Source organism: Haemophilus influenzae, assembly GCF_900475755.1.
GTDB classification, from domain to species: domain Bacteria; phylum Pseudomonadota; class Gammaproteobacteria; order Enterobacterales; family Pasteurellaceae; genus Haemophilus; species Haemophilus influenzae_D.
This window is the reverse complement of record NZ_LS483411.1, coordinates 913,352-936,944: the sequence shown is the minus strand read 5'-3', so window position 1 is coordinate 936,944 and position 23,593 is coordinate 913,352. Positions and strand designations below refer to the sequence as shown.

General features: G+C 38.4%; 21 protein-coding genes. 4 read left to right on the top strand and 17 right to left on the bottom strand.

Annotated features, from left to right (window positions below):
* Window positions 1-29 precede the first annotated feature (29 nt).
* The 17 genes from miaB to DQN24_RS04605 all read right to left on the bottom strand — a co-directional run bounded on the left by miaB (window position 30) and on the right by DQN24_RS04605 (window position 18,788).
* The gene (gene miaB / locus DQN24_RS04685; protein ID WP_111695458.1) at window positions 30-1,454 is read right to left on the bottom strand and encodes a tRNA (N6-isopentenyl adenosine(37)-C2)-methylthiotransferase MiaB; all 1,425 of its coding nucleotides are present in this window, start codon (window positions 1,452-1,454) and stop codon (window positions 30-32) included.
* A gap of 382 nt (window positions 1,455-1,836) precedes the next feature.
* Window positions 1,837-3,276, bottom strand: a complete 1,440-nt coding sequence (locus DQN24_RS04680; protein WP_042593654.1) for an anion permease — start codon at window positions 3,274-3,276, stop codon at window positions 1,837-1,839.
* A gap of 1 nt (window position 3,277) precedes the next feature.
* Entirely contained in the window at window positions 3,278-4,675 is a 1,398-nt protein-coding gene (citG, locus tag DQN24_RS04675; protein WP_111695457.1) for a triphosphoribosyl-dephospho-CoA synthase CitG, read from the bottom strand.
* 180 nt (window positions 4,676-4,855) lie between these two features.
* A complete protein-coding gene (citF, locus tag DQN24_RS04670; protein WP_111695456.1) occupies window positions 4,856-6,358 on the bottom strand; it encodes a citrate lyase subunit alpha in 1,503 nt (500 codons plus the stop codon).
* Between the two features lie 13 nt (window positions 6,359-6,371).
* Window positions 6,372-7,247: a citrate (pro-3S)-lyase subunit beta gene (citE, locus tag DQN24_RS04665; protein WP_172453974.1), complete on the bottom strand. Its 876-nt coding sequence runs from the start codon at window positions 7,245-7,247 to the stop codon at window positions 6,372-6,374.
* Entirely contained in the window at window positions 7,244-7,531 is a 288-nt protein-coding gene (citD, locus tag DQN24_RS04660; RefSeq protein WP_005639587.1) for a citrate lyase acyl carrier protein, read from the bottom strand. Before citD ends, citE begins: the two co-directional genes overlap by 4 nt.
* A gap of 37 nt (window positions 7,532-7,568) precedes the next feature.
* Entirely contained in the window at window positions 7,569-8,576 is a 1,008-nt protein-coding gene (gene citC / locus DQN24_RS04655) for a [citrate (pro-3S)-lyase] ligase (RefSeq protein ID WP_048940942.1), read from the bottom strand.
* Between the two features lie 377 nt (window positions 8,577-8,953).
* Complete coding sequence (gene lipA, locus DQN24_RS04650; RefSeq protein WP_111695454.1) at window positions 8,954-9,916, bottom strand: lipoyl synthase; 963 nt, start codon at window positions 9,914-9,916, stop codon at window positions 8,954-8,956.
* A gap of 53 nt (window positions 9,917-9,969) precedes the next feature.
* Window positions 9,970-10,608 carry a lipoyl(octanoyl) transferase LipB gene (gene lipB / locus DQN24_RS04645; protein ID WP_048940939.1) on the bottom strand — a complete coding sequence of 213 codons (639 nt, stop codon included), beginning with the start codon at window positions 10,606-10,608 and terminating at the stop codon, window positions 9,970-9,972.
* Between the two features lies 1 nt (window position 10,609).
* Entirely contained in the window at window positions 10,610-10,888 is a 279-nt protein-coding gene (gene ybeD, locus DQN24_RS04640; protein WP_006995721.1) for a DUF493 family protein YbeD, read from the bottom strand.
* A gap of 96 nt (window positions 10,889-10,984) precedes the next feature.
* The gene (locus DQN24_RS04635; protein ID WP_021035514.1) at window positions 10,985-12,166 is read right to left on the bottom strand and encodes a D-alanyl-D-alanine carboxypeptidase family protein; all 1,182 of its coding nucleotides are present in this window, start codon (window positions 12,164-12,166) and stop codon (window positions 10,985-10,987) included.
* Window positions 12,167-12,181: 15 nt separating this feature from the next.
* Window positions 12,182-13,045: a septal ring lytic transglycosylase RlpA family protein gene (locus tag DQN24_RS04630; protein WP_048940936.1), complete on the bottom strand. Its 864-nt coding sequence runs from the start codon at window positions 13,043-13,045 to the stop codon at window positions 12,182-12,184.
* Between the two features lie 51 nt (window positions 13,046-13,096).
* Window positions 13,097-14,212 carry a rod shape-determining protein RodA gene (gene rodA, locus DQN24_RS04625; protein WP_021035516.1) on the bottom strand — a complete coding sequence of 372 codons (1,116 nt, stop codon included), beginning with the start codon at window positions 14,210-14,212 and terminating at the stop codon, window positions 13,097-13,099.
* On the bottom strand, window positions 14,202-16,157 hold the full coding sequence (gene mrdA, locus DQN24_RS04620) for a penicillin-binding protein 2 (protein ID WP_111695453.1): 1,956 nt from the start codon (window positions 16,155-16,157) through the stop codon (window positions 14,202-14,204). Before mrdA ends, rodA begins: the two co-directional genes overlap by 11 nt.
* Window positions 16,158-16,178: 21 nt before the next feature.
* Entirely contained in the window at window positions 16,179-16,646 is a 468-nt protein-coding gene (gene rlmH, locus DQN24_RS04615; RefSeq protein WP_005649848.1) for a 23S rRNA (pseudouridine(1915)-N(3))-methyltransferase RlmH, read from the bottom strand.
* A gap of 53 nt (window positions 16,647-16,699) precedes the next feature.
* On the bottom strand, window positions 16,700-17,008 hold the full coding sequence (gene rsfS, locus DQN24_RS04610; protein WP_014326528.1) for a ribosome silencing factor: 309 nt from the start codon (window positions 17,006-17,008) through the stop codon (window positions 16,700-16,702).
* Window positions 17,009-17,132: 124 nt separating this feature from the next.
* On the bottom strand, window positions 17,133-18,788 hold the full coding sequence (locus DQN24_RS04605; RefSeq protein WP_111695452.1) for a putative transporter: 1,656 nt from the start codon (window positions 18,786-18,788) through the stop codon (window positions 17,133-17,135).
* Between the two features lie 204 nt (window positions 18,789-18,992).
* Between DQN24_RS04605 and DQN24_RS04600 the strand changes: the two genes are divergently transcribed.
* The 4 genes from DQN24_RS04600 to mreD all read left to right on the top strand — a co-directional run bounded on the left by DQN24_RS04600 (window position 18,993) and on the right by mreD (window position 23,580).
* A complete protein-coding gene (locus DQN24_RS04600; protein ID WP_111695451.1) occupies window positions 18,993-20,771 on the top strand; it encodes an ABC transporter ATP-binding protein/permease in 1,779 nt (592 codons plus the stop codon).
* 130 nt (window positions 20,772-20,901) lie between these two features.
* Window positions 20,902-21,957, top strand: coding sequence for a rod shape-determining protein (locus DQN24_RS04595; protein ID WP_005687476.1), 1,056 nt, complete (start codon window positions 20,902-20,904; stop codon window positions 21,955-21,957).
* A 79-nt stretch (window positions 21,958-22,036) separates the two neighbouring features.
* Entirely contained in the window at window positions 22,037-23,092 is a 1,056-nt protein-coding gene (gene mreC, locus DQN24_RS04590) for a rod shape-determining protein MreC (RefSeq protein WP_021035520.1), read from the top strand.
* The gene (gene mreD / locus DQN24_RS04585; protein ID WP_021035521.1) at window positions 23,092-23,580 is read left to right on the top strand and encodes a rod shape-determining protein MreD; all 489 of its coding nucleotides are present in this window, start codon (window positions 23,092-23,094) and stop codon (window positions 23,578-23,580) included. The genes mreC and mreD overlap by 1 nt, the downstream gene beginning before the upstream one ends.
* Window positions 23,581-23,593: the final 13 nt, after the last annotated feature.

Here is a 23,593-nt window from a genome sequence, read left to right as displayed (position 1 = left end):
AAGTGCGGTTAAATATTTCAGCATTTTAATTAGCCGTGATAACGCCCTACGCCTAATTCATCTTCTTTACGTGTGCGATTCATCACTTCTTGTGGCGATTGTGCAATACGTAATCCCATTTCATCTTCAGTACGCACCACTTCGCCACGTAACGAATTAGTATAAACATCAGTGATTTTCACATCCACAAATTTACCGATCATTTCTGGAGAACCTTGGAAATTAACAATACGATTTGTTTCAGTGCGTCCTGTTAATTCCATAATATCCTTCTTCGATGGCCCTTCAACTAACACGCGCTGCTCTGTGCCAAGCATACGACGACTAAATTGTGCGGCTTGTTGATTAATACGCTCTTGTAGCACATAAAGACGCTGTTTCTTTTCATCTTCCGTCACATCATCTGGTATATCTGCAGCAGGCGTACCTGGTCGGGCAGAATACACAAAACTGAAGCTCATATCAAAGTTCACTTGTGCAATCAAATTCATAGTTTGCTCAAAATCTTCCGCAGTTTCCCCTGGGAAACCAACAATAAAGTCAGAGCTGATTTGAATATCTGGACGCACAGCACGAAGTTTACGAATAATAGATTTATATTCTAATGCGGTATGACCACGTTTCATCATTGTTAATACACGGTCAGAACCTGCTTGCACTGGAAGATGCAAGAAACTCACTAATTCAGGCGTATCACGATACACATCAATAATATCATCGGTAAATTCTATTGGATGGCTAGTTGTAAAACGTAAACGGTCAATACCATCGATAGAGGCTACGAGACGAAGCAGTTCAGCAAAGCTACAAATTTGGCCATCGTGCGTTGGGCCACGATAAGCATTCACGTTTTGACCAAGCAAATTAACCTCTCGCACACCTTGATCCGCAAGTTGCGCAATTTCAAATAACACATCATCTACAGGACGACTAACTTCTTCCCCGCGAGTATAAGGCACAACACAGAAAGTACAGTATTTATTACAACCCTCCATAATGGAAACAAATGCCGTTGGGCCTTCTGCGCGAGGTTCAGGTAAGCGGTCAAATTTCTCAATTTCAGGGAAACTCACATCAACCACAGAACTTTTACCACCACGAATTTGATTAATCATTTCAGGCAGACGATGCAAAGTTTGTGGGCCAAAAATAATATCCACATAAGGCGCACGATGGCGAATATGTTCCCCTTCTTGAGAAGCCACACAGCCGCCCACGCCAATCACTAAATTTGGATTATTTTTCTTTAATTCTTTCCAACGCCCAAGTTGATGAAACACTTTTTCTTGTGCTTTTTCACGAATAGAACAGGTATTCAATAATAATACGTCTGCTTCTTCAGGTGCTTCCGTGAGTTCTAATCCGTGAGTGCTTAATAAAAGATCTGCCATTTTAGATGAATCATATTCATTCATCTGACAGCCCCAAGTTTTAATATGTAATTTTTGAGTCATTTTCTACAATATCGTCAGGTGTTATAAATAATTAGTCGAATAAAGCGGTCGGCTATTTTACAGACTTACGATAATTCTGGCTAGTGAATATTCGGTGAAAGACACTAAACAGGATATTTTGATAAGCTAGAAAGGCTTGTAAATCATTAAAAAATAAGATATTCATAAATATACTCAAGATATAATGCAGTATGAGGTAAATATTAGTTCATAAAATTAAAGGAAATACTAGCTTATCGCGATTACAACGATGTGTATATTCAAGGTAAACCAAAAGGATTAAATAGAGCTCACTTTTTAGGAAAGCGCAAGCATATATTTATAATCAACTACTTTGTCTACTACACCGTCAAAATAGCAGTTAAATTAAAAAAAGATCAGCCTATAACCAGCCTAAACTCATTAATAATTTCCACCATGCCATACCGATAGTTAGATGGATAATTAAACTACCAAAAGCAATGATCGCGCCAGTAATCCACCAAGATTTTATATCATTATAACCTGCACCGAATGCAATTGGACCTGGTCCACCTCCGTAGTGAGTTACTGAACCACCATAAGAATTAGCAAAGACTAAGCCTAGAGCAAGCAATTCAGTAGGAGCACCTGTTACATGTCCGACCGTTGCAAATACAGGTACCATTGCAGCTACATATGCACCGCCTGATGCAAATAAATAACGTACAGAGACACTTAAGGTAAGAATCACTATTAACGCCATCATACCATGTCCCTCAAACTGAAGTATGGTACTTAGGGTTTTTGCTAACCATTTGAAGAAGCCAGCTTTTTCAAGCAAGCCAGACATACCGATGATACCACCATACCATACTAGGGTATTCCATGCGCCTTTGCTTTTTAGGATATCGTCCCAGGTGACGATACTTAATACAATACAAAGCACCATTACAATGATTGCAACAATGGTAGCATTGATATGAAGTGAATTAGAGAAAATCCAGCCGAATAATGCAATTACGAATAACACGCTGAGTGCTTTTTCACGAAAAGACATTGGACCTAATTCTTCTAAGCCTTTTTTCGCAATGGCTTTATTATCCACTTTTTTCAATTCTGGTGGAGATACCCAATAACAAATTAATGGAATTAAGAATAAGCAGAGTAAGCCGGGTACGGATGCAGCTAAGAACCATTTGATCCAAGTGGTTTCAAAACCAAGAATTGGTGCCATTAATGAAAGAGCTAAGGCATTAGGCGCCATTGCGGTTAAGAAAATATAAGAGGTAGTTTTAACCACCATATATACGTTCATCATCAAATAACGCCCTGCTTTTTTCGGGCTTTTTTCTGGATCTGAACCAAGAGCAACCACTACGCTATTAATGATTGGAAAGATAATCCCACCTGAACGTGCGGTGTTAGAGGGCGTTGCTGGCGAGAGTAAAAGATCTAAGAACATGGTAACATAGCCTAAGCGTAGGGTTGTGCTACCCATTGCGCCGATCATATGATAGGCGATACGTTTACCTAGACCTGTGATTACAAATGCTGAACTCAAAGTGAATGCGGTAAAAATAAGCCATGTTGTGCCAGATTTATAACCATCCAACATATTGCCGACTTTAACCAATTCTTTAGCCCCTTCAGTATTACCGATGATAACACCAGAAACCGCAATTGCAGCCAATAAGATAACAGGCTCGCCATAAGGTTTAAGCACAAGCCCAACGATAGTGGCGATATAAACACCAAGTAATCGCCAAGCAATCAAAGAAAGCCCATCAGGAGCAGGTAGTAAGAAAGTGATCAATGGGATAGCCATTAAAATCACCAGTTTTGTATTTTTGGATAATGCCATATTAATTACCTCTAAATGATAAAAAGAAAATTGTTAGTGCTAATAAATCAGCACTACCGCCCGAACTTAAATTACGTTCAATGCAGGCGGTATCAAATTTCATTAATGCTTGTGTCAGTGCTGCTTTATCTGTCACAAGATGTTGATCTGTAAGCAGATCCCGTGCTGTTTGCTGTATGAAATGCAATCCTGCTAAACCACCTCGATGAACCACGTTAGTGTCGGAGTTAATTGCCATTAAATTCAACAACAAAATCAGTAAACGATGTTCCCATTCTAACTGATGGTACTCATCAAATTGTGGCAACAACGTTTGAATGAGATTAAAGCCATTTTCTGCTTCGCCACGGACACCTGTTAAGCCATATTTTTGGAATAAACGCACTCCAGCCGTACTAGGCAAGTGTTCAGGATAATTTTTGAGTTCATCCGTTAAACCTTGAGTAAATTGTGCAACAAGTGAGCAGATTAATTTAACATCAAAATCTACCGCACTTTGAGCCAAACTTTTTTGTGCCAATAATCGTCCAATTGCCGTACACACTAAACCAAAAGAAAAAATAGCACCTTTGTGGGTGTTTACGCCATCAGTAACTTTAAACATTGCTTTTTCCGCCAATAAACCTAAAGGACGAATTTCAGCGAGAATTTGATTTTCAGACAAATGCGCGGTCATCATGCCTTTGAGAACAAACTGCGTAAAAAAAGGTTTTAAACTAATCGCACTTTGCTCAAAAGTATGCAGGTTCATATCTTTGTGCGAACCGTTATTGATGGCATCCACTAAACCAGGTTTTGGCGATAAGCGAGCCTCTTGTATTAATGCCAGATAAACTTGTTCACCAATATGTTCTGCGAAATCATGATTTTGTGCAAGAGATTGAATTTTATCCACAATCTCATCAATCTCGTGCTTGCGGGTTCTGGCACAGATTTTTGCATTTTCCCCGCACACTAAACAAGTTCTTGGAGAAAGATCAAAATCTGTACGACTCAGTAGATTGCCTTTAGCATTAAACACATCTAAATCCCACAAACGAGCAAGAGGAATGCTTTCTTCCAATTCAATCATCAGCACTTTTAGCGTACGAGCATCTATCGGTAATACAAAATAGGCTTCATGCCCCGTTTCTAACGGACGGATTATTTCTTTTACTGCTGTAATGTTTAACTGAGTAAAAAGTGCGGTCAGATTTTCTAGAGCTTTTCTAAAAACATAATCCAGCAAAGCATTTTTTTTTACTCCACCCACAGCAGTTAAAGTGATGCAAAGTAAGGTTTGTCCATATTGTGTTATAAGCTGTTGTTGTAAAATTGCACGTTCCTCTCGAGCATTAAGTAATGCTTCAAGTGAAATTTCTGAACCCTCTGTAGAGAATGTCGTAAAAAAATGCTGCAAAATTTGACCACTCTTTTGTATAAAAATAAATTTTCTTAACGCTTTCCATTTATAGGGTGTTGGCGAAAGCTGAAAGAGCTAATTGAGTCCCTTTCAACTCTTTGGGTTCCTTTCCTGATAATCATGGGAAGACAAGAGTTAATTTTGGCTATTGAAAGTAGATCGCTTGTAATGCTGATTCTAGTCTTTAACTTGATACACCGTATCAATCACCGAACCATCACGATAACGAACAACAGCCACAGGTTTATTAGTAAACTCAATTTCTTTTGGTTTACCTGTAATGCTGTAAGCGCACTCACAAAGCTGTTCAATGGTAAACAAAGGAATATCTGCTTTATTTAAAGCGTCTATCAAATCTGGACGTTTAGGATTTACTGCTACACCATGATCGGTAACGAGAATATCGACGTTTTCACCAGGTGTTACACAGGTAATCACGTTTTCCACCACGGTTGGAATACGACCACGAACTAATGGTGCCACAATGATTGCTATTTGTGCAGAAGCTGCGGTATCGCAATGACCACCAGATGCACCGCGAATCACACCGTCAGAGCCAGTCAATACATTCACGTTAAATTTAGTGTCGATTTCTAGAGCAGAAAGAATAACCATATCTAAACGTTCAACCGATGCCCCTTTGGAACTATAGTTCGCATATTGGTTAGCGGAAACTTCAATATGATTTGGGTTGCGAGCAAGTGATTCAGCCGCAACAGAGTCAAAACTTTGAACATCTAATAATTTTTTAATAAGACCAGCCTCATGTAATGCCACCATACTTGCGGTAATACCGCCAAGTGCGAAATCGGCAGTGATATTTTCACGACGCATTTTTTCTTCTAGGAAGCGTGTAACAGCTAATGCTGCCCCCCCAGAACCAGTTTGTAATGAGAAGCCATCTTTAAAATAACCACTGGCAAAAATTACTTCTGCACATTTACGCGCGATGAGTAATTCGCGTGGATTGGTAGTCATTCGGGTTGCGCCACCGCCAATTTTTTTCGGGTCACCGACGGCTTCAACTTGCACGATTAAATCTACTTGATCTTGAGCAATGCCGATTGGGTGGTGCGGGTATTCAACAAATTCCTCTGTGAGCAACACAACTTTGTCAGCGCATTCAGCATCGACTCGCGCATAGCCTAGAGAGCCGCATTTACTTTTTCCAGTAAATCCATTGGAATTACCGAATGTGTCACAGCAAGGTACGCCTAAAAAAGCAACGTCAATTTTTAATTCGCCAGATTTTACTAAGTGAACACGTCCACCATGAGAATGAATATTTACAGGTTCATTTAATAAACCGCGAGAGATTTGCTCTGCAAGTTCACCGCGTAAACCAGAAGAATAGATTTTGGTGACCACGCCATTTTTGATATGTTCGACAATCGGGAAGTGGCTATCAATTAAGGATGAAGATGCAAGGGTCAGATTTTTGAAACCCATTTCGGCAATTTTATTCATCACCATATTCACCACGAAATCTCCGCCCCGAAAAGCATGATGAAATGAAACAGTCATACCATCTTTTAAGCCCGAGCGTTTAATTGCTTCTTCTAAAGAAGTACAAAGTTTACGATCTTTCTCAGTGCGCGCAAGGGATTCAGATTTAAGCTCAGCTTGATAAACTGGGCGACTAGCATGATATTTTTCAATACGTTGTTCTCTTGTTGTCATCTTTTTATCTCCCTTACTCTTCACGAACACCTGATTTCGCACGTTCTAATACCAATTTTGCGCGATCAATAATCGGTGCATCAATCATTTTACCGTTTAACGAAACAACACCAGCCCCTTGTCGTTCAGCTTCTGCTGCCGCTTCAATAATGCGTTTTGCCTGCTCCACGTCTTTTTGTGTCGGTGCAAATAAGTTGTGTAACAATTCAATTTGGCGTGGGTTGATTAAGGATTTACCGTCAAAACCAAGCTGTTTAATTAACGCAGCCTCTTTTAAGAAGCCTTCTTCATTGTTCGCGTTAGAATATACGGTATCAAAGGCCTGAATGCCAGCCGCACGTGCCGCTTGTAAAATAGAACAACGAGCAAAAAGCAGTTCAATCCCCTCTGGTGAACGCTCGGTTTTTAAATTACGTACGTAATCCTCAGCACCCAATGCGATACCAATTAAACGTTTAGAAGCGAAAGCTATTTGGTTGGCTTGAGTGATACCTAATGGTGATTCGATGGCTGCTAGCATTTTAGTCGAACCTGCTTTTCGACCGCAGGCTTTCTCAATCTCAGTAATGGCGTGATCCATATCCAACACATCTTGCGCGCTTTCAGTTTTTGGCATACGTACCACATCCACACCCGCACGCACTACCGCATTCAAATCCAATAAACCAAATTCAGAATCTAGCGGATTAACACGAACTACGGTCTCAATTTCTTTATAAAGCGGATGTTGAAGTGCGTGAGCGACTAATAAACGAGCAGAATCTTTTTCTTTGAGAGCAACCGCATCTTCTAAGTCAAACATAATGGAATCTGGTTTATAAATAAAGCTATTACTTAACATGGCGGCATTTGAGCCTGGCACAAATAACATACTTCTTCTTAATTTCATAACACAGCCTCCCAGTTAATCATTTCATCAGTTGCACGCATTGCAGCAGCTTTTACTCGAGCTTGTAACACGCAATCTAACGCCCCTTTGTCTTCTACAATGACTTGTGCTGCTGTAATGCCAAGTTTTGCTAATACTTCACGAACTGTCGCTTCAATTTGTTCACCAAATTGTTTTGCTACTGAGCTATTGATTTCAATATCGAGTGAATCAAAAGGTTGAACCCGTACTTGAACATCACTGGATTCCAGTGTCCCTGCAACGGCTACTTTTGTTATTTTCATAGATTTTCCTTCCGTATATTGATGAATAAAAATGTATTTAAAAACGACCGCACTTTTGTAAATAATTTAACGTAGTCATAGGCACAAACTCTGCGAGTTGAGCCCAATTTTTTTCAGCCAAATGCTTTCGTACTGTAGAAGCAGAAATAATCTGGTTGCTTGCTGTTTTTCTAGGTATCTCGATAACATTTATTTTTGCTGCATTCATTTCGGCATCCCTTAACCAATAATGCATTTGGCGATTATATTCGGCAGTGACGGGACAATTTAGCTCAGTACCAACAAAGCGATGTGTTATGCCCAAAGCTTGAGCAATATGTAAACGGAATAACTTCAGATCAACCTCAAAATAACTTTCATCTGTAATTAATTGATCTTTTAGGAAATAATTTGGAAATGTTGCACGAGAAATAATATAGTCAGAGCCAGAATGAAGAGTGATATTGGATAAATCGAAAATACCTTGTTTAACCATTTCAAATCGTTCAGCGTAAGAAAATTGCGATGCGTCTTCACCAACAATAAATAAATGCAGATGATCACATTGTTGTAATGCTTGCTCAATTAAATAACGATGACCTAAGGTAAATGGATTCGCGTTCATTACAATCGAGCCAATTCGATTACCATCCACACGCATTTTCTCCCATAATGAGCATTGTTTTTGTAAACGCGTAGCACTATTTTCTAACAATACTACATAAGGATTGGCATCAGAGATGATATAAAAACCGCAAGATTTGAACAACGTTGCATATTCGGGTTTTGTATAAATAAAAAGGTGTGGGCGTTTTAGCGTGTAAGCTAAATCAACCAATTCAGTAATTAATTGCAGGGCAACACCGCTACCACGCAAAGACTCATCAATCGCAACACATTTTATGATATTGCCTGCTAAACCTCCACAGACAACGATTTGTTCGTTATCATTATAGCCAACAACAAAATACTCGATTTGTTCATCTAATTTAAGCGCATTTTGATGTAAAAATGTCTGAATGAGAGAAAGTTTTTTTTGTTCAGTAGAAATTCGCTCAAATTGCATCGACTCTCCAAAAAAGAAGAAAACATAACATCACTACCAAGTTAGTAGTATAGAGTTATTATAAGCGATGAGCAAATTACGATATAAGATAAGCTCATATTTTCCCCAACTTTATAATCTAATATTATCTTCACACTGCATTATACATTGAATAATTTATAGATATTTTCTTTTTTTTCAAAAACTTACATGGTACTCGATAATATAAGTTAAAAATACTATTTTCTTGATATCCTTTTCCTTACAATTGCGGAAATGATGATAGGCTTAATAGTTGATTAATGAATAGGCAATATTGGCGGTTACTCTGAGTTGTAAAAATAAACCGCACTTTTGTAAGAAGCAAAAAGTGCGGTTTAATTCAGCGTAGTTTTAAATTATTTCACTAATCCGCCACTGGCTTGTAAATCAGCATGATAAGAAGATCGAACAAATGGTCCACAAGCTGCATGTTCAAAGCCCATTTCATTAGCTTTATCACGAAATATATCAAACTCGGTAGGCGGAACATAACGCGCAACGGGCAAATGGTGACGGCTAGGTTGGAGATATTGCCCTAATGTCAGCATCGTTACACCATTATCTCGTAAATCTTGCATTACTTGCAAAATTTCCTCGTTAGTTTCTCCTAATCCCACCATTAAACCAGATTTGGTTGGGATATTTGGGAACATTTCTTTGAATTCACGCAATAATTTAAGTGACCACTCGTAATCCGCACCCGGACGAATTTCTTTATATAAGCGCGGTACATTTTCTAAATTGTGATTAAAGACATCTGGCGGATTATCTTTTAATTTTTCTAAAGCCTGTGTAACACGACCACGAAAATCTGGCACTAAAATTTCAATCTTAATGTTAGGATTAAGTTCACGCACAGCTTTTACACATTCAGAAAAATGACCCGCACCACGATCAGGTAAGTCATCGCGATCCACCGATGTGATTACCACATATTTAAGTTTCATATCTTGAATCGTTTCTGCCAATTTTTGTGGTTCTTCAGGATCGGGCTGTAATGGTTTACCGTGAGCCACATCACAGAATGGACAACGGCGCGTACAAATTGCACCTAAAATCATAAAAGTTGCAGTTCCATGATTAAAACATTCGTGTAAATTTGGACAAGATGCTTCCTCACAAACAGAATGTAGCCCGTGACGGCGCATTCCATTTTTAATGCTTTCAATTTTAGCTGAACTTGCTGGAAGTTTAATTTTCATCCATTCTGGTTTTTTTAATAACTCTTGATTAGGATCGATATTTTTTACGGGAATAATTGAGGTTTTTGCCGCATCGCGATATTTTACACCGCGTTCCATTTTGAAAGGAGTAGACATAGTATTTTCCTAAATAAAAATGCCCAAGTTGGGCATTTACTTTTTATAAAATGTTATAAAGTTGTTACATTATAGCCTAAAAGTTCGGCGAAGTGTTTAATTAATTTTGCTGAAACCTTATCGCAATTAGCCTCATCTTGATTAACAAAATCCGCTAATTGACACATTTCAAGACCAGCATAGCCACATGGGTTAATATAATGAAATGGATTCAGATCCATATTAATATTCAATGCTAGCCCGTGAAAAGAGCAACCACGACGAATACGTAGTCCAAGAGAACAAATCTTTTTTCCATCCACATACACACCTGGTGCATCAGGTTTTGGATAACTTTCAATACCATATTCAGCTAAGGTTTTTACCACCGTTTGTTCAAGTGCGGTAACTAATTGACGTACATTTAAATTCTCATGACGCTTAATATCAATGAGCACATACATCACTTGCTGACCAGGTGCGTGATAAGTAATTTGCCCACCACGATCCGATTGCACTACAGGTATTTCACTACGTTGTAAAAGATGCTCTGGTTTACCTGCTTGCCCTTGGGTAAATACAGGAGGATGTTGCACCAACCAAATTTCGTCTTGCGTTTCCTCGGTTCGACCATCTGTAAAATTCTGCATTTTGTGCCAAATTTCTTGATAATCTTGCAATCCTAACTGACGAACGATAAGGGAATTATTCATACTAAATAACCATTTTCACGCCTTCAACTTTAGCCAGTTCTTTATAAAGTGTTTCTACCTGCTCAAAGTTTTCAGCAATAATATCAATTGATACCGAATTATAAGTGCCTTTACTACTCCGTTTTTCCTTAGGAATATAATCGCCTTTAATATATTTTTGAACGACTTGAATTAGATCTTGCGCTAACCCCTCACGATTAATTCCAGCAACTTTAAAGGTCATTTTTGCTGGAAATTCCATTAATTCTTTAAGTTTTGCGTAATCGTTTTCCGTTGTCATATTATTTCCCAGTAATAAAAATTATGCGTGGATGGCAAACTACCCACATAGTACGTAATCTCTTAATTAAAAAAGTGCGGTAATTTCTCAGATATTTTATGCAAACAAGCCTTTTACAGTGAGCACCAGCCAATCCCAAGCTTTTCCGAAAATACCGGCTTCGCCAACTTCATCCATTACTTGTAAGTTTACCGCTGCAATATCCTTGCCTTCTAATTGATAAACGACTTTCCCTACAATTTGTCCTTTTGCTAAAGGTGCCTGTAAGTTTTTACCTTCTAACTCATAGCGCACTTTAAGCTCATTTTGTTTACCTTTCGGAATAGTGATAAAGCGGTCTTGTAGCGTTCCCAATTTCACGCTACCTTTATCACCATAATAAACAGGTTGCTCTGAAATGACTTTACCTGCTTCTAAAGTTTTAAAGGTTTCAAAATTAGCAAAACCCCATTGTAAAAGTTTTTTACTTTCTACTTCACGACCTTTATAAGTTGGAACCCCCATTACCACTGAAATCAAACGCATATTGTTTGGTGTCGTGGCAGAAGCAACTAAGTTGTATCCTGCTTGACTGGTATGACCCGTTTTCATCCCATCAACATTGATAGTTTTATCCCACAGTAAGCCATTACGGTTAGGTTGTTTAATCTTGTTAAATGTGAAATCTTTTTCTGAGTAAATTTTATATTCTTCAGGTAAATCACGAATAATATGCGCACCAATAATTGCCATATCACGCGCGGAAGAATATTGATTTGGATCGTCCAAACCATGTGGCGTAGTGAAATTCGTATTTTTCAAACCAAATTTTTGAACATATTTATTCATTGTTTCTACAAAGTTCGGTACATTGCCAGAAATATGTTCGGCTAAAGCCACTGTTGCATCATTTCCAGAAACAACAATCACGCCTCGATTCAAATCTGCTACAGATACTTGTGTATTTAAATCTAAAAACATTTTTGATGAGTCAGGGAAATTACGTCCCCACGCACTCTCGCCAATAGTCACCATATCAGTATTATGGATTTTGCCTTGTTTTAATGCGACACCAACTACATAACTTGTCATCATTTTAGTCAGTGATGCAGGATATTGACGTTGATCTGGGTTAAGTGCGGTCAAAATTGCGCCTGAATTATAATCCATCAGTACATACGTTTGAGCCGTAATTTGTGGAGGCATTACAGCAAACTGAATATCTTCAGCAGATACGGAAAAAGTGCTAAGTGCCACAAATCCAGATAAAAATGCGATTTTTGTTGTTCTTTTCAACATAAGATCTTCCTACAATTAATTTTTATACGTATAAACAATTAATGGCTTATTATTTGCCATTTTTTGTAATTTAGTTCTCACTTGTGCCATTTTTGTTTTGTCATCAAAAGGCCCAATATGAATTTCATATTTATTTCCCGAGCGATTTACTTCAGCCTGAATATTCGCTAACGCAAGTTGCGTAATTAACTTATTTGCTTGGCTACGAGAGGTTAGTTCAAGCATTTTCAAACGGTAAAATTCATTTCCTTTTTTTTCATTTGTAGCCTGAAGCGACTTATCGGAAAACGTGTTAGATTTTAATACTAAACGATCGGCAGCTTCCTGAGTTTTTGCTTGTTTAGCCAGTGTTTTTGTGGCTGCACCTGATAAATTTCCATTTTTAGCAACATGCAACGCCTCAATCCTTACCTGTCCAGTGCCGTGGGAAATTAAGCCAATTTCTTTTGCTGCAGCGTGCGAAAGATCAATTAAACGTTTATCACTGAAAGGTCCACGATCATTAATACGAACGATAACTTTACGATTATTATTCAGATTTGTGACCAAAGCATAAGAATTCATTGGTAATGTTTTATGTGCTGCAGTAAATTGTGTAGCACGATAAATATCACCATTTGCCGTCTTGCGACCATTAAACTTAGAATGGTAATAACTCGCCACTCCCTCTTTTATATAAAATTTGGCATCATCTCCACTTTTAGTCGTATAGGTTTTCCCTTTCACCGAATAAGTAATTGGTGTTGGCATTTTAGTAGTAATAGACAGATTATCACCTCGAATGCCATACATTTTTTGTGTATTCGCTTGCACTGGAAGATTAATGCTTACCATAAACAGCGAAAGTGCGGTCAAATTTAACCAAGTTTTTAATTTCATAAGTATTGACGCTTTTCATTTAGTCTCTCTTTAAGAAAGAAAAAAATGAAATTAGTTCCTTTTCATAAATTGACTTTTGTGCGTATGAATAGACATCAGTAAACCAAAGCTCGCCATAATAGCAACATAAGATGTACCACCATAGCTAAATAAAGGTAATGGCACACCCACAACAGGCAAAATACCGCTCACCATTCCAATATTAACAAATACATAGACAAAGAAAATTAATGTTGTTGCGCCAGCAAGAATACGCCCAAAAGAAGTTTGAGCATTTACAGCAATCATTAAACCACGCACAATAATAAATAAGTAAATCGCTATTAAAATCAAGAAACCAATCATTCCATGCTCTTCACCCATTACCGCAAAAATAAAATCTGTATGAGGTTCGGGCAAAAATTCTAATTGTGATTGAGTCCCCTGCATCCAGCCTTTTCCGTTTAATCCACCAGAACCAATCGCAATTTTTGATTGCAAAATATGATAGCCTGCACCGAGAGGGTCTTTTTCTGGATCTAATAATGTAAGTACACGAGTACGTTGATAATCGTGCATTAGATATAGCCACATGATCGGAATAAACCCAGCTAGACCAATCACTGCAGCTAAAATAAGCCACCAACTCATTCCAGCTAAAAATACTACAAATAGACCTGACGCACTTACCAAAATTGATGTGCCTAAATCAGGTTGCATAGCTACAAGTAAAGTCGGAATCATAATCATTGCAATCGCAATAAATGTTTCACTTAATTTAGGTGGAAGCGGGCGATTACCTAAATATACCGCCACCATTAATGGCACAGCCAGTTTTACAATTTCAGAGGGTTGAAAACGAATAAATCCCAGATCAAGCCAACGCTGCGCACCTTTACTTGTCGTGCCAATAGCATCTACTAAGATCAACAACACAAAACCAATTAAATAAAGATAAGGTGCGATGCGTTGGTAAAATCTTGGTGGAAATTGAGCCATTAACAGCATAACAATAAATCCAAGTAAAACCTGAATAATTCGGTTATTAAACATCATTTCACTGGCACCTGATGCACTATATAACACCAGCATACCATAAGCCGTTATTGCAAGAAGTCCGATAAACAGCCAAAAATCAATATGCAAACGTTGCCAAACACGCAACCAAAAAGGGATTTTATCTTCCATTTATTTGTTCGCTCTCTTGTGACAAATCTTTTTTTTGCTGAATAGGTACATTATATTTTTCAACTTGTGGTAAACGCTGATTTAAATAGTAATCCATCACTTTACGCGCTAACGGTGCGGCATTACTTGAACCACCACCTGCATTTTCTAAAATCACTGTCACAACCAATCTAGGGTTTTCATAAGGCGCATATGCGGTAAACCATGCGTGATCATGTAATTCTTTTTTCAATCCCACCGCATTGTATTTTTCATTTTCTTTTAAACTAAACACTTGAGCAGTACCAGATTTTCCTGCAACACGATAATTGGCATCTGCAAAGGCTTTTCGCCCAGTTCCATTTGCAGCATTAACAACATTGTACATACCTCGTTTCGCTGCCTCCCAAGCCGTCACTTTAGGTGTACTAATATCAGGATAAATTAACGGATCTTCATAAGGCTCTAGAACTACCCCCTCAATTGCTTTCATCAAATGCGGCGTATTTACTTTGCCATTATTGACCAATATCGTCGTTGCTTTTGCTACTTGTAGTGGTGTTGCCGTCCAATAACCTTGACCAATCCCAACCGAAATCGTATCGCCTTGTACCCAAGGGCGTTTATAGCGTTTTTGTTTCCATTCTCGGGTTGGCATATTGGCAGCCGTTTCTTCTTGAATTTCAATCCCAGTTGGCATACCAAAACCAAAATCCTTCATCCAATTAGAAAGGCGATCAATACCCATATTATAAGCCACTTGATAAAAATAAGTATCAGAGGATTCAGTAATCGCTTTATTCAAATCCGTATCTCCGTGGCCTGTTTTTTTCCAATCACGAAAACGTTTTGTGGAGTTAGGTAATACCCAATATCCCGGATCAAAAATTGTTGTGTTTGGTGTAATCACATTTTCAGTTTGTGCGGCTACTGCAATAAAAGGTTTGACTGTTGAAGCGGGCGGATACGCACCTTGTGTCGCACGACTATAAAGCGGACGAGCAGGATCATTTAATAAACGTTTATAATCTTCGGAGGAAATACCATCAACAAATAAATTATTATCATAACTTGGTGTAGATACCATCGCTAATACACTACTATCTTTCGGATCAAGCACAACTACAGCACCTTTTAGTCCCAATAAAAGTTCAGTAATATAACGCTGTAATGCCAAATCAATAGTTAAATGAATACTTTTTCCCGCCACAGCAGGTCGGCTACGCAAAGTACGGATTACTTTGCCGCGATTATTAATTTCTACTTCTTCAAAACCCGTGGTACCTTGCAGTATATCCTCGTAATAACGTTCAATACCCAATTTTCCAATATCGTTCGTCCCCGCATAATTCGCAAATTTATCCTCTCGTTTCAAACGTTCTACATCTTTATCATTCATTTTACCTACATATCCCAAAATATGCGCCATTGTTTCGCCATATAAATAATGGCGTTTGAAATAAGGACGTACCTCTAAACTCGGGTATTGGTAGCCATTTACCGCAAAGCGTGAAATTTGTTCTTCTGTTAAATTCGGCTTTAATAAAATCGGTGTATAACGCGTTCCACGGCGACGTTCTTTTTTAAAATGTTCAATATCGTTATCCGTCAATCCCACAATGTAGCGTAATTCATCTAAAGTGCGGTCTAAATTTTCAGTTTTTTCCGGCACAATGTATAAACCAAAAAAAGTAAGATTTTCGGCTAATAATTTACCGTAACGATCATAGATTAAGCCACGCGTTGGCGGTAAAGGTAATAATTTAATTCGGTTACCATTAGAACGCGTTTGGTAAGTATTGAAATTAACAATCTGTAGCTGATAAATATTGGTAAATAACACCCCTGTTAGTAGCAAAATCCCCAAAAAAGCCACTAAAGTTCGGCGTGCAAAAAGGTTACGCTCCGCTTTTTTATCGCGGAACGGCTCATGAGTTGGCGTATTGAAGAATTTTTTTAAATTCATCTGGCTAAAAATAAGGATGTATTATTCTCGATGATAAGGATGATTAGTAGTGAGCGACCACGCGCGATACAAACTTTCAGCCACCACGACACGAACAAGCGGGTGAGGTAATGTCAAGGGAGAAAGCGACCAACTTTGCTCTGCGGCAGCTTTGCATTCTGGCGAAAGCCCCTCAGGCCCACCAATCAATAAACAAACATCGCGACCATCATTTTTCCACGCTTCTAGTTGCTCAGCTAGCTGCGGCGTCGTCCAAGGTTTACCAGGAATATCTAACGTCACGACTTTGCCTTTTCCACAGGCCGCTAACATCGCTTTGCCTTCTTGTTCTAAAATACGTTTAATATCAGCATTTTTTCCACGCTTGCCTGCTGGGATTTCAATTAGTTCAAAAGGCATATCTTTTGGGAAACGGCGTTGATATTCCTCAAAACCCGTTGTAACCCAAGAAGGCATTTTTGTTCCGACGGCAATTAACGTGATTTTCACAAGTCATCCTTATCTAAAAAGTGCGGTTATTTTTTACCGCACTTTACTAAAATTTACGCCCAAAGTTTCTCTAATTGATACATTTCACGGGCGTCACGTTGCATGATATGTACGATAGCTTGACCAAGATCCACCACAATCCAATCTGCAGTATTTTTACCTTCTTCGCCAAAGGTTTCAAAACCTGCTTTTTTACATTCTGTGATTAAATTATCTGCCATTGCAGAAACTTGGCGGCTCGATGTACCCGTGCAAATAATCATATTATCCGTAATCGATGATTTTCCACGTACATCAAAATGTACAATATCTGTTCCCTTTAACCCTTCTAAGGTTTCCATCAAAAATTCAACTAACGCCATTTTGTTCTCACTTCGCAATAAAAGTGCGGAATTCTATCATTGAATACCCTCTTGCGCAAAATCCACGCAAAAAATAAGCGCGAAATTAACCGCGCTTTTTATGTCTAAATTGAAATTATTTTTACTATGCTGCCCATAATAACACTGCCAATAACTGTGGCGACATTATTCGCAAGAACATCACTAACGGATACACAGTTGCATAAGAAAGTGCTGCTGCACCGTTATCTTCTTTAATTTCATTAGCAAATGCTAAAGCAGGAGGATCCGTCATTGAACCTGCAAGTAAACCACAGATTGTAAGGTAATTCAGTTTGCCATATAGACGAGCCAAAATACCAGTAATCATTAATGGAATAAAGGTGATAAAAATACCGTATCCCATCCATTCAAGACCAGAGCCATTCAACAAGGTATCAAAGAAACTTCCGCCTGATTTTAAACCGACCACAGCCAAGAAAAGAACAATCCCAATTTCGCGTAACGCCAAGTTAGCACTAGGCGGCATAAACCAGTAAAGTTTACCAATCGTGCCAATTCTCGCTAAGATCAACGCAACCACCAATGGCCCGCCAGCAAGCCCTAATTTTAACGCAACAGGGAAACCTGGAATATAGAATGGAATCGAACCAACGAGTACTCCTAAACCAATGCCGATAAACACAGGTAACATTTGCACTTGAAGCAATTTTTGTTGTGCATTACCAATGACTGAAATAGCCTGATTTAGTACATCACTACGTCCGACCATATGTAGCACATCGCCAAATTGCAGTGTGGTATTTCCCGTTGGAACTAGCTCAATACCTGCACGATTTAAACGTGAAATCACAACCCCATATTTTTGATGAATGCCTAAGGCACGGATCTTTTTGCCTAATACTTTTTCATTCGTTACCACCACACGCTCAGAACGAATTTCGCCACTATAGGCAACAGTTGGTGCATCAACTTCGTGTCCGATAATTAAACGCATTTTGGCAAGCGAATTATCATCGCCCACTAATTGCAAAATATCGTTGGCATGAATCTCAGTACTCGCCTTTGGAACAATTTCCATATCATCGCGTTTTAAACGTGAACATACGACTTCTTCATCACTAAATCCAGGAATTTGAATTAACGTCAGACCATCTAAATTTTGGTTCGTCACTTTTAAAGAAATATTATGTAAACTTTCTTTTTCTTGACCGCTCTCCGCATTAAAACGTGCCGCTTCATCATCCACTTTGACTTTAAAAAATAAGCGGATTAACCACATTGCAAGCAAAATACCGCAAATCCCGAATGGATAAGCCATTGCATAAGACACCCCCATAGTCACAGTGGTTTGAGGCACCCCTAATTCTGCTAAAATTTGCTGCCCTGCCCCCAACGCTGGCGTATTAGTAACAGCACCAGAATAAATACCTAAGGCAATATCCAGTGGAACATCCGCAATTTTATGTACAAGAACCACGGCAATTGACCCCAGCACAATAATCAAAATGGCAAAGGCATTTAGCTTTAAACCAGATTTTCGTAAAGAAGAAAAAAAGCCCGGCCCCACCTGAATACCAATAGTATAAACAAATAAAATTAAACCAAATTCTTGCACAAAATGCAGCGTATGCGCATCCAGTTTCAAGCCATATTGATTAGTGAAATGGGCAACAATAATGCCGCCAAACAGCACGCCACCAATGCCAAGCCCAACCCCGCGGATCTTCCAATGCCCGATCCATAAGCCGATTACGGCGACGAGGGCAAGAAGGCTAATCGTGATCGCAATATCACTCATATTGACCCCTTAAAAATGAAATTTAACTCCTTTGGATTATATCCAAGTTACTTTTTGAAAACCTTAACCAAACTCAAAAAATGCTACATTCGTCACATTTTTTCTTGCGAAATTGAGCATAGACTCTACAATACCGAAAATTTTGACCCTTTTACAAAAAGTGCGGTTATTTTTCACCGCACTTTTAGCTCGGATGGAATATTTATGGATTACGCCCAAGAAGCCATTACTTCTCTTATTTGGATTTTACAAACGCTAGCCATCACCTCAGTCGTCTTTAGTTTTGGCATTTTTCTTTTGGTGCGTTTTACTCAATGGGGAAGACAATTTTGGATGTTTGCAGGTGGTTATCTTTCGCCTAAACGTAGTATAAAACCTATCTTATTCTTTCTGCTTATTGTTGCAATGACGCTACTTAGCGTACGTATCAGCCTTGTACATTCTGAGTGGTACAAAAATATGTACACATCATTGCAAGAATTTAATGAACATGTATTTTGGCAACAAATGGGCTTGTTCTGTGTCATTGCCGCAAGTTCTGTTTCAGCAGCATTAGTAAGCTATTATTTAGAGCAACGTTTCGTCATCAACTGGATTGAATGGCTTAACGAACAGCTTGTTGATAAATGGATGGCACATCGTGCCTATTACAAAATACAATATTTATCAGAAAATCTTGATAACCCCGATCAACGTATTCAACAAGATGTGCAATCTTATGTAAAAACCACGCTTTCTTTAAGCACTGGTGTCATTGATGCGGTAACCTCTATGATCTCTTATACGATTTTATTATGGGGATTAGCAGGTCCAATGATGGTACTTGGCGTGGAAATTCCGCATATGATGGTATTTTTAGTGTTTGGTTATGTCATCTTCACAACCCTCATCGCATTTTGGCTCGGTCGTCCATTAATATCCTTGAATTTTATTAATGAACTCCTAAACGCAAACTATCGTTATTCTTTAATTCGAATAAAAGAATATGCCGAAAGCATTGCTTTTTATGCGGGCGAAAAAGTCGAAAAAAATCAGCTTTATCAGCAGTTCAATGCCGTCATTCATAATATGTGGATTATTGTATTTAGAACACTAAAATTTTCAGGATTTAACTTAGTCGTAAGCCAAATTTCCGTGGTTTTTCCATTGTTAATTCAAGTTGGACGTTACTTTGAAAAACAAATAAAACTTGGCGATCTAATGCAAACCTTACAAGTATTTGGTCAGTTACACGCAAATCTTTCATTCTTCCGCAATACTTATGATAATTTTGCAAGCTATAAAGCAACACTCGATCGTTTAACTGGGTTCAGTTATGCCATTGAAAAAGTAAATAATAAATCACAAACACAGATCCACAATCATCCAACAGATGTGATTTTCAAAAATTTAAGTATTCAAAATCCATTAGGTCATACACTAATTAAACATCTAAACATTACCTTACCGCAAGGAACAAGTTTACTTATTCAAGGAAAATCTGGGGCAGGAAAAACCACGCTTTTACGCACCATTGCGGGGCTTTGGAGCTACGCCGAGGGGGAAATAAATTGCCCTACGCACAGTCAGCTTTTCTTGTCACAAAAACCGTATGTGCCACAAGGAAATTTGATGTCAGCATTAGCTTATCCAAATAACGCTGACAATATTTCACATACGCAAGCGATAGAAATATTAAATAAAGTGCAACTAGGACATTTGACTGAACAATTAGAAAAAGAACAAGACTGGACGCGTATTCTTTCTCTTGGCGAACAACAACGTTTGGCGTTTGCACGATTAATTCTACACAAACCAGCGGTGGCATTTTTAGATGAAGCCACAGCAAGTATGGATGAAGGATTAGAATTTGCGATGTATCAATTGTTACAACAAGAACTACCACAAACGACGATCATCAGTGTGGGACACCGTTCAACCCTAAAAACCTTACATCAACAACAGTTAATTCTGCAAGACAAAGGGCAATGGCAACTGCGATAAAAAACGCTAAAAAACACTGTAATCGCAACGCTTTTTTTGATACATTTAGCGCAATTTTTTGTATGTTTGACAAAGTCATTTTCTACTTTTTTGTCAAACAAAACTAACTTTCATTTTAAACGGTATAATTATGTTATTTAAAAAAATTCGTGGGTTGTTTTCAAACGATCTTTCTATTGATTTAGGCACAGCTAATACTTTAATTTATGTCAAAAGACAGGGTATTGTACTTGATGAACCCTCTGTTGTTGCGATTCGTCAAGATCGCGTAGGCACATTAAAAAGCATTGCAGCTGTGGGTAAAGAAGCCAAATTAATGTTAGGTCGTACTCCCAAAAGTATTGTCGCAATTCGTCCGATGAAAGATGGCGTTATTGCAGACTTTTTTGTGACAGAAAAAATGTTGCAATACTTTATCAAACAAGTTCATAGCGGTAATTTTATGCGCCCAAGCCCACGCGTATTAGTATGTGTGCCAGCTGGTGCAACACAAGTAGAACGTCGTGCAATTAAAGAATCAGCAATTGGAGCGGGTGCGCGCGAAGTATATTTAATTGAAGAACCAATGGCAGCGGCAATTGGGGCTAAATTACCCGTTTCTACCGCCGTTGGCTCAATGGTAATTGACATCGGTGGTGGTACGACAGAAGTGGCTGTAATTTCCTTAAATGGGATTGTATATTCATCTTCCGTGCGTATCGGTGGTGACCGTTTCGACGAGGCGATTATTTCCTATGTTCGCCGCACTTTTGGCTCGGTTATCGGAGAACCTACCGCCGAACGCATCAAACAAGAAATTGGTTCTGCTTATATTCAAGAAGATGACGAAATTAAAGAAATGGAAGTACACGGACATAATTTAGCCGAAGGTGCGCCACGTTCATTTACTTTAACATCACGTGATGTCCTAGAAGCCATTCAACAACCATTAAATGGTATTGTAGCAGCGGTTCGAACGGCACTTGAAGAATGCCAACCAGAACACGCAGCAGACATTTTCGAACGTGGTATGGTCTTAACTGGCGGCGGTGCTTTATTACGTAATATTGATATTTTACTTTCTAAAGAATCTGGTGTCCCTGTTATCATCGCAGAAGATCCATTAACCTGTGTTGCTCGTGGTGGTGGCGAAGCATTAGAAATGATCGATATGCACGGCGGCGATATTTTTAGTGATGAAATTTAATTAGAATATGAACAAAAAGTGCGGTTAAAAATAACCGCACTTTTCCTTTCGCTTTTTTCATTCAACAAGAGAACGTTTAATGAAACCCATTTTTAGCAAAGCCCCTCCCCTAGGCATTCGTTTACTTATCGCTATCTTTGCATCTATTGCCCTAATTTTAGCTGATGGACGTAATAACTCAATAACGAAAGCACGTAGTGCAGTGGAAACGGCAATAGGCGGTTTATATTATCTTGCAAATAGTCCTCGAAGCATTTTAGATGGTGTTTCAGAAAATCTTGTTAATACCAATAAATTACAAATTGAAAACAAAGTACTACGCCAACAGCTTTTGGAAAAAAATGCAGATTTACTTTTACTTGATCAACTCAAAGTCGAAAATCAGCGATTACGCCTTTTATTAAATTCTCCGTTAAGAACCGATGAATACAAAAAAATTGCCGAAGTTCTTACTGCAGAAACAGATATTTATCGCCAACAAATTGTGATTAATCAAGGCGAAAAAGACGGTGCTTATGTAGGTCAGCCTGTCATTGATGAAAAAGGCGTCATTGGACAAATTATTTCCGTGGGCGAAAATACTAGCCGAGTACTGCTACTCACAGACGTAACACACTCAATTCCAGTGCAAGTTCTACGCAATGATGTTCGTGTTATTGCGAGTGGGACTGGGCATACCGATGAACTAAGCCTCGATAACGTGCCTCGTTCCGTTGATATAGAAAAAGGCGATCTTCTCGTAACCTCTGGGCTTGGTGGACGTTTTCTTGAAGGCTATCCCGTAGCTGTTGTACAAAGCGTTTCGCGTGATAGCTCTAATTACTTTGCGATAGTTAAAGCTAAACCTTTAGCTTTATTAGAACGTTTACGTTACGTACTTTTACTTTGGCCAAGTAACCTAGATATATCAAAAGTAAAATCAATATCGCCAGAAGAAGTTCGCAATCTGGTGCAAAAACGTTTAGAAAGCCAAGCTAATGAAGCAAATTATAGAGTGAAAAAAACACCCTTAACAGAAGAAGACTTTCCAGAAAATAAAGAAAAAACCATTATTGAACCAGATATTCCAACAGATTTCCTTCAAAATGAAGAAGATCTTCCCATAGAACAGCAAGAAGAAAGGATAGAAGACTAATGCAAACACGATTTATTTTACAATGGTTCACTATTTTAAGCTTCTTTGTTATTGCCTTTGTATTAGAACTTGCACCTTGGCCAGTTGGTTTCCAAATGCTAAAGCCCGCATGGCTTGTACTTGTATTACTTTATTGGATATTAGCAATTCCCAATAAAGTTAGTATAGGCTGGTCATTTTTACTCGGATTAACTTGGGATTTAGTATTAGGCTCTACATTAGGCGTTCACGCTCTCGTACTTTCTACGAGTATGTATATCATTGCCAAAAACTATTTAATTCTGCGAAATTTATCACTTTGGTTCCAAAGTTTATTGGTTGTACTTTTCGTCTTCATTATAAGATTACTTATTTTCTTAGTTGAATTTTCACTCCATACTGCTTTTTTTCATTGGCAAGCCATCTTGGGCGCATTCGCTTCTGGTTTACTATGGCCGTGGGTATTTTTATTAATGCGAAAAATACGCAGAAAAGTTAAATTACATTAAAAAAGAGAGATAA

Coding starts and splice junctions, on each gene's coding strand:
- rsfS (WP_014326528.1), bottom strand. CDS start 17,008: ATGGCGTTAGTTGAATTTTTGATGGAAACCTTAGAAGGGTTAAAGGGA.
- lipB (WP_048940939.1), bottom strand. CDS start 10,608: ATGAATAATTCCCTTATCGTTCGTCAGTTAGGATTGCAAGATTATCAA.
- citC (WP_048940942.1), bottom strand. CDS start 8,576: ATGCAATTTGAGCGAATTTCTACTGAACAAAAAAAACTTTCTCTCATT.
- rodA (WP_021035516.1), bottom strand. CDS start 14,212: ATGGAAGATAAAATCCCTTTTTGGTTGCGTGTTTGGCAACGTTTGCAT.
- DQN24_RS04635 (WP_021035514.1), bottom strand. CDS start 12,166: ATGTTGAAAAGAACAACAAAAATCGCATTTTTATCTGGATTTGTGGCA.
- citE (WP_172453974.1), bottom strand. CDS start 7,247: ATGAAATTAAGAAGAAGTATGTTATTTGTGCCAGGCTCAAATGCCGCC.
- mreD (WP_021035521.1), top strand. CDS start 23,092: ATGCAAACACGATTTATTTTACAATGGTTCACTATTTTAAGCTTCTTT.
- DQN24_RS04630 (WP_048940936.1), bottom strand. CDS start 13,045: ATGAAATTAAAAACTTGGTTAAATTTGACCGCACTTTCGCTGTTTATG.
- miaB (WP_111695458.1), bottom strand. CDS start 1,454: ATGACTCAAAAATTACATATTAAAACTTGGGGCTGTCAGATGAATGAA.
- DQN24_RS04605 (WP_111695452.1), bottom strand. CDS start 18,788: ATGAGTGATATTGCGATCACGATTAGCCTTCTTGCCCTCGTCGCCGTA.
- DQN24_RS04680 (WP_042593654.1), bottom strand. CDS start 3,276: ATGGCATTATCCAAAAATACAAAACTGGTGATTTTAATGGCTATCCCA.
- ybeD (WP_006995721.1), bottom strand. CDS start 10,888: ATGACAACGGAAAACGATTACGCAAAACTTAAAGAATTAATGGAATTT.
- lipA (WP_111695454.1), bottom strand. CDS start 9,916: ATGTCTACTCCTTTCAAAATGGAACGCGGTGTAAAATATCGCGATGCG.
- DQN24_RS04600 (WP_111695451.1), top strand. CDS start 18,993: ATGGATTACGCCCAAGAAGCCATTACTTCTCTTATTTGGATTTTACAA.
- citD (WP_005639587.1), bottom strand. CDS start 7,531: ATGAAAATAACAAAAGTAGCCGTTGCAGGGACACTGGAATCCAGTGAT.
- citF (WP_111695456.1), bottom strand. CDS start 6,358: ATGACAACAAGAGAACAACGTATTGAAAAATATCATGCTAGTCGCCCA.
- DQN24_RS04595 (WP_005687476.1), top strand. CDS start 20,902: ATGTTATTTAAAAAAATTCGTGGGTTGTTTTCAAACGATCTTTCTATT.
- mrdA (WP_111695453.1), bottom strand. CDS start 16,157: ATGAATTTAAAAAAATTCTTCAATACGCCAACTCATGAGCCGTTCCGC.
- mreC (WP_021035520.1), top strand. CDS start 22,037: ATGAAACCCATTTTTAGCAAAGCCCCTCCCCTAGGCATTCGTTTACTT.